Source organism: Staphylococcus sp. EG-SA-2 (assembly GCF_017152085.1).
Map to the genome: position 1 here is coordinate 1 of NZ_JACYHC010000442.1, position 5174 is coordinate 5174.

4 protein-coding genes and 1 pseudogene are annotated in these 5174 nt (G+C 30.7%); 3 read left to right on the forward strand and 2 right to left on the reverse strand.

Translation table 11 applies throughout. The features are described from left to right. The first annotated feature begins 43 nt into the window (after positions 1–43). Both IDG60_RS05600 and sph read left to right on the forward strand, forming a co-directional pair. Positions 44–1081: a tyrosine-type recombinase/integrase gene (locus IDG60_RS05600; protein ID WP_000857191.1), complete on the forward strand. Its 1038-nt coding sequence runs from the start codon at positions 44–46 to the stop codon at positions 1079–1081. A gap of 56 nt (positions 1082–1137) precedes the next feature. Further along, positions 1138–1962 (forward strand): annotated as a pseudogene (gene sph, locus IDG60_RS05605) (sphingomyelin phosphodiesterase); the annotation flags it as partial. Between the two features lie 237 nt (positions 1963–2199). Here sph and lukG read toward each other — a convergent pair. Together lukG and lukH are read right to left on the reverse strand one after the other, a co-directional pair. After that, positions 2200–3216: a bi-component leukocidin LukGH subunit G gene (lukG, locus tag IDG60_RS05610; protein ID WP_000595392.1), complete on the reverse strand. Its 1017-nt coding sequence runs from the start codon at positions 3214–3216 to the stop codon at positions 2200–2202. Positions 3217–3237: 21 nt separating this feature from the next. Next, the gene (gene lukH / locus IDG60_RS05615) at positions 3238–4293 is read right to left on the reverse strand and encodes a bi-component leukocidin LukGH subunit H (protein ID WP_000791411.1); all 1056 of its coding nucleotides are present in this window, start codon (positions 4291–4293) and stop codon (positions 3238–3240) included. A gap of 435 nt (positions 4294–4728) precedes the next feature. Here lukH and IDG60_RS05620 point away from each other — a divergent pair. Continuing rightward, on the forward strand, positions 4729–5174 hold a 446-nt coding region (locus IDG60_RS05620), incomplete at its 3' end, for a M20/M25/M40 family metallo-hydrolase (RefSeq protein WP_206160550.1).

The window sequence follows — 5174 nt, forward strand, 5'->3', positions numbered from 1 at the left end:
CGCCTACCCTTATTATTTTTTGCCAATTTTGAGGAGGGAACGCATGAAAACACGTTGTTACGATGGTAAAAAATGGCAATATGAATTTAAGCATGAAGGAAAAAGATACCGTAAGAAAGGTTTTAGAACAAAGCGTGAAGCTAATTCTGCTGGACTAGACAAGTTAAATGAGTTAAGAAGTGGTTTTAATATAGATAACTATATAACTCTTGAAGAATACTTCGAAAATTGGATTAAAACATATAAACAACCTGTTGTTAAAGAAAATACCTACCGTCATTATAGAAATGCATTACAACATATACAAAAACATAAAATAGGTAAAATGGAGTTATCAAAGATAAATAGACAAGTTTATCAGAAATTCATAAACGACTATTCAAAAGAACACGCAAAAGAAACTATAAGAAAAACAAACGGTGCTATTCGGTCAGCTTTAGATGACGCATTATATGATGGACTTATTTTTAAAAACCCCGCTTATAAAGTTAATTATAAAGCCGGAAAACCTACGAAGTCAGAACAAGAAAAATTCATCTCGGTAACTGAATATGAAATACTAAAAGATCACGTCAGAAAGAAGAGAACTCGTTCATCATTAGCGCTATTCATAATGATTTGTACGGGTTGTCGTGTCAGTGGTGCAAGAAATATAAAGATTGAGCATATCAACCAAGTGAAAAACACTATATTTATTGACGAGCGAAAAACCAATACTTCCCCTAGATATATCAGTATCGCTAAATCTGATATGAAACACATTATGGACGTCATAAGTACATTTGCAATTAGCTATGATGGTTACATTTTCAAAGAAGGCGGATCTATAATTAACCTTCATGCTATCAATAATGCTTTGAAATCAGCCTGTAGAGTCAATAATATACCAATTATTACATCGCACGCATTAAGACACACTCATTGTTCTTATTTACTAGCAAAAGGTGTATCTATACATTACATTTCTAAAAGATTAGGTCATAAAAATATAGCAATAACTACATCTGTGTATTCTCATTTGTTAGAAGAAAAATTTAATGAAGAGGACAAAAAAACAACTAAAATTTTAGAAAGTATGTAATTTAGGGACCCATTAGGGAATCCAAACCCAATAAATACTGTTGTTACAAGGTTTCTATGTATCCAAACTGGGGACAATATAAACGCGCTGATTTAATCGGACAATCTTCTTATATTAAAAATAATGATGTCGTAATATTCAATGAAGCATTTGATAATGGTGCATCAGACAAATTATTAAGTAATGTGAAAAAAGAATATCCTTACCAAACACCTGTACTCGGTCGTTCTCAATCAGGTTGGGACAAAACTGAAGGTAGCTACTCATCAACTGTTGCTGAAGATGGTGGCGTAGCGATTGTAAGTAAATATCCTATTAAAGAAAAAATCCAGCATGTTTTCAAAAGCGGTTGTGGATTCGATAATGATAGCAACAAAGGCTTTGTTTATACAAAAATAGAGAAAAATGGTAAGAACGTTCACGTTATCGGTACACATACACAATCTGAAGATTCACGTTGTGGTGCTGGACATGATCGAAAAATTAGAGCTGAACAAATGAAAGAAATCAGTGACTTTGTTAAAAAGAAAAATATCCCTAAAGATGAAACGGTATATATAGGTGGCGACCTTAATGTTAATAAAGGCACTCCAGAGTTCAAAGATATGCTTAAAAACTTGAATGTAAATGATGTTCTATATGCAGGTCATAATAGCACATGGGACCCTCAATCAAATTCAATTGCGAAATATAATTACCCTAATGGTAAACCAGAACATTTAGACTATATATTTACAGATAAAGATCATAAACAACCAAAACAATTAGTCAATGAAGTTGTGACTGAAAAACCTAAGCCATGGGATGTATATGCGTTCCCATATTACTACGTTTACAATGATTTTTCAGATCATTCCCCAATCAAAGCCTATAGTAAATAGTGCTCAACTAACTAATAACTCGCTTCGTTCTAAAAGGACGAAGCGAGTTATATTGTTAAAATTTGAATTGACTTACATTTTAATAAAATCATCTTAACAACTTTAATTTTTCATTAATACAAGTCTTTACTCTACACTCAAACAAGATTCATACACTGCACATCATAATAAATCTATCTACTCAAATATAAATAAAAGTTACCTACTACATTCTATGTAGCAGGCAACTTTTATTACTTATTTCTTTTCATTATCATTAAGTACTTTTACAAACTTCACATCATGTGTCTTCCAATCAACTTCATATAATGCTGATAATTTTTCTTCTTTTTTATCTACATGGTTTTCACCAGACCAATAGCCCCAGAAACCATGGCGATTCCAATCTATTTTAAACTCATCCATTGATCTTTTATAATGAACAACAAATTGTGATTTACCTTTGTCTTTTTTATCATGTGACATAACAGCTAAAAATTCTGGATTAAACCCTTCAGACACAGTTACAGGCATTTTGTCTTTAGGTGTGAAATTATCTTTCGCCCATAAATTTCCATTTCGTGTTAAAGAAAAGATTTCACTTTTAGTTCTATTATCACTATCATTAGTTAATTGTCTCGTATGGTCATGTCCCATATTATTTATCAAATGTGCTTCTACTTTCCAACCTACACCTTTATGTGACGTAGATTGATCAAGTAATGTACGATATGATGGTTGTTGATAACTAATCGTCTCTGAATAATTACTCTCTTTTGTAATATTTCCAGTTAAGCCTCCACGATTAATCGAAAAATCTCCACCTGTTTTATAACCATACGTATATTTAACTTCTCTTGATTCATCCTGATTTTTTGGTGCAAAGTCAGTCACATTTGTATTGTTGTTGTCATCAACATTTTGAATTGAAACTGAATAAGATCCAGGCCATCTTAATGTACTATTCCAATAACCATTTGGGTCTAAAATTCTCAAACCACTACCAATTGTACCTTTTGCTTTAATAAATACTGTTTCTTTATCATAATTAGGTTCAGTTAAGAAATTAAATTGTAAGCTTTGAGTAATATTTTTTTGACTATCACTTGTTGTAGCTGTACGTGTATACATTTTAGTATCACCATCAAGATTCTTCTCAGAAACAGCTTTAATTTCAGAATTAATTTTTGCATAAGAAGTTGCCGGAAATACAGTTAATGCAGTAGATATTGCTAAACTACAAATTGTGATGTTTTTGTATAATTGTTTAATCATTAGTAATCCGCCCTTTCAATATTATCCTTCTTTATAAGGTTTATTGTCATCAGAATATTTATCAACGACTTTAACTGTTTTATTTTTCCAATCAACTTCATAAGTGACAATTAACCTTTGACCATCTTTATTTTTTTCTAAAATTGGAGGTGCATAATGTATTCCAGGTCTGTTTTTCAAAATATCTTGATTTCGTGTGTATGTTACTTCAAATTGCGTTTTCTCATTTGACTTTTCATTAGATAAATAAGTTAAAAATTCTGGATTAAAGCCACTTCTTACTAATGCTGGGTATCTATATTTTGAAGCAAAGCTTAGTTCAGGGTTTTCTACAGTAGCAATTCTCGTATTTCTATAGAATAATAATTCATCATTTCTATTTTTCACTTCTCCACCATACTTCAAGTCATTCGCAATAACTGACCAGTGTACATGCCAGTTATTATTTTTACCGCTGGCAATTGTGTCATAATTTTGCTGATTATAACTAATCGTTTTGGAGTAGCTATTTGATGAAGTTCGTCCAATACCTTTCGTTGAATCGAATTTACCACCTGAGCTATATGAAAATGTACTGTCTACTTTCGCAGTTGAAATTTTATTTTTCGGCAATTGGTCTAATATTTCAGTTTTACGATTTCTTTTTACTTGAAAATCTACATGGTACTCACTTGGATACTTTAACCAATTTGAATTTTTTTCTTCTTTATGAGATTCAAACTTTAAATTTGAATGAATTGAGCCTTGTTTTTTAACAAGTAATACATTCTTGTCATAAGTTGGATCATCGATAAAGTCGAATTGTAAATTTTGGAGTATATTTGTTTTCTCATCATATACTGTTTCAGTTCGTTTTGTGATTTTACCGTTTTTCCCAATATCATCAGGTACTGTTGAATTTTTATCTTTATTAGTAACATTACGTTTGTCTTTTTGTTGAGACTTATCAACATGTTCTTTCTTATTTTGATCTTGCGAGTCTTTATGAGCTGAATTTGCTTGAGTCGTTGCTGCTGATAACAATAAAATTGCACATGATAATGATGACGCTATTAAAACACGTTTTTTATTTTTCATTGTTATAACCTTCTTTCGTATGATTGATATTTGTTGATATGTATCGACATGTGAATAATATCACAAAAATAGAGAATATATATTTAACTATTTATTAAATGATTTTGTTAATATTATTAAATACTTTATCCTCTTTAAAAATAATGTGTGTACAAAGTCATTAATTTAGCAAATATTTTTATTTAGTAGTTAATAACCATCGATTTGAAATTTATATATAATTATTAGCTAAATAATATCCTGCATCTTTCTCATACAATTTACTATAAAATTAAGCATACCCGATATCAGTGTTAATAAGATCGTTGATACTAGACAGTTAATTTCATAGAACGAAATCAAATAACACGCTACTTTCTGCATTTTAAATTATGTTTAAGAATAAAAATTATGTTTATATAAATATATATACTACTTTGAAAAGGTGTGAGCTTAATGACAACTTTTAGTGAAAAAGAAAAAATTCAATTACTAGCAGATATTGTTGAACTACAAACTGAAAATAATAATGAAATAGACGTTTGTAATTATTTAAAAGATTTATTCGACAAGTACGATATTAAATCTGAAATTTTGAAAGTTAATGAACACCGCGCCAATATCGTTGCAGAAATCGGTAACGGCTCACCTATACTCGCATTGAGTGGTCATATGGATGTTGTTGATGCAGGAAATCAAGATAATTGGACTTATCCCCCTTTTCAACTCACAGAAAAAGCTGGCAAATTATACGGTCGAGGCACAACGGATATGAAAGGCGGTCTGATGGCTTTGGTCATCACACTCATTGAATTAAAAGAACAAAATCAATTGCCTCAAGGAACGATAAGATTACTAGCTACTGCTGGCGAAGAGAAAGAACAAGAAGGTGCCAAATTATT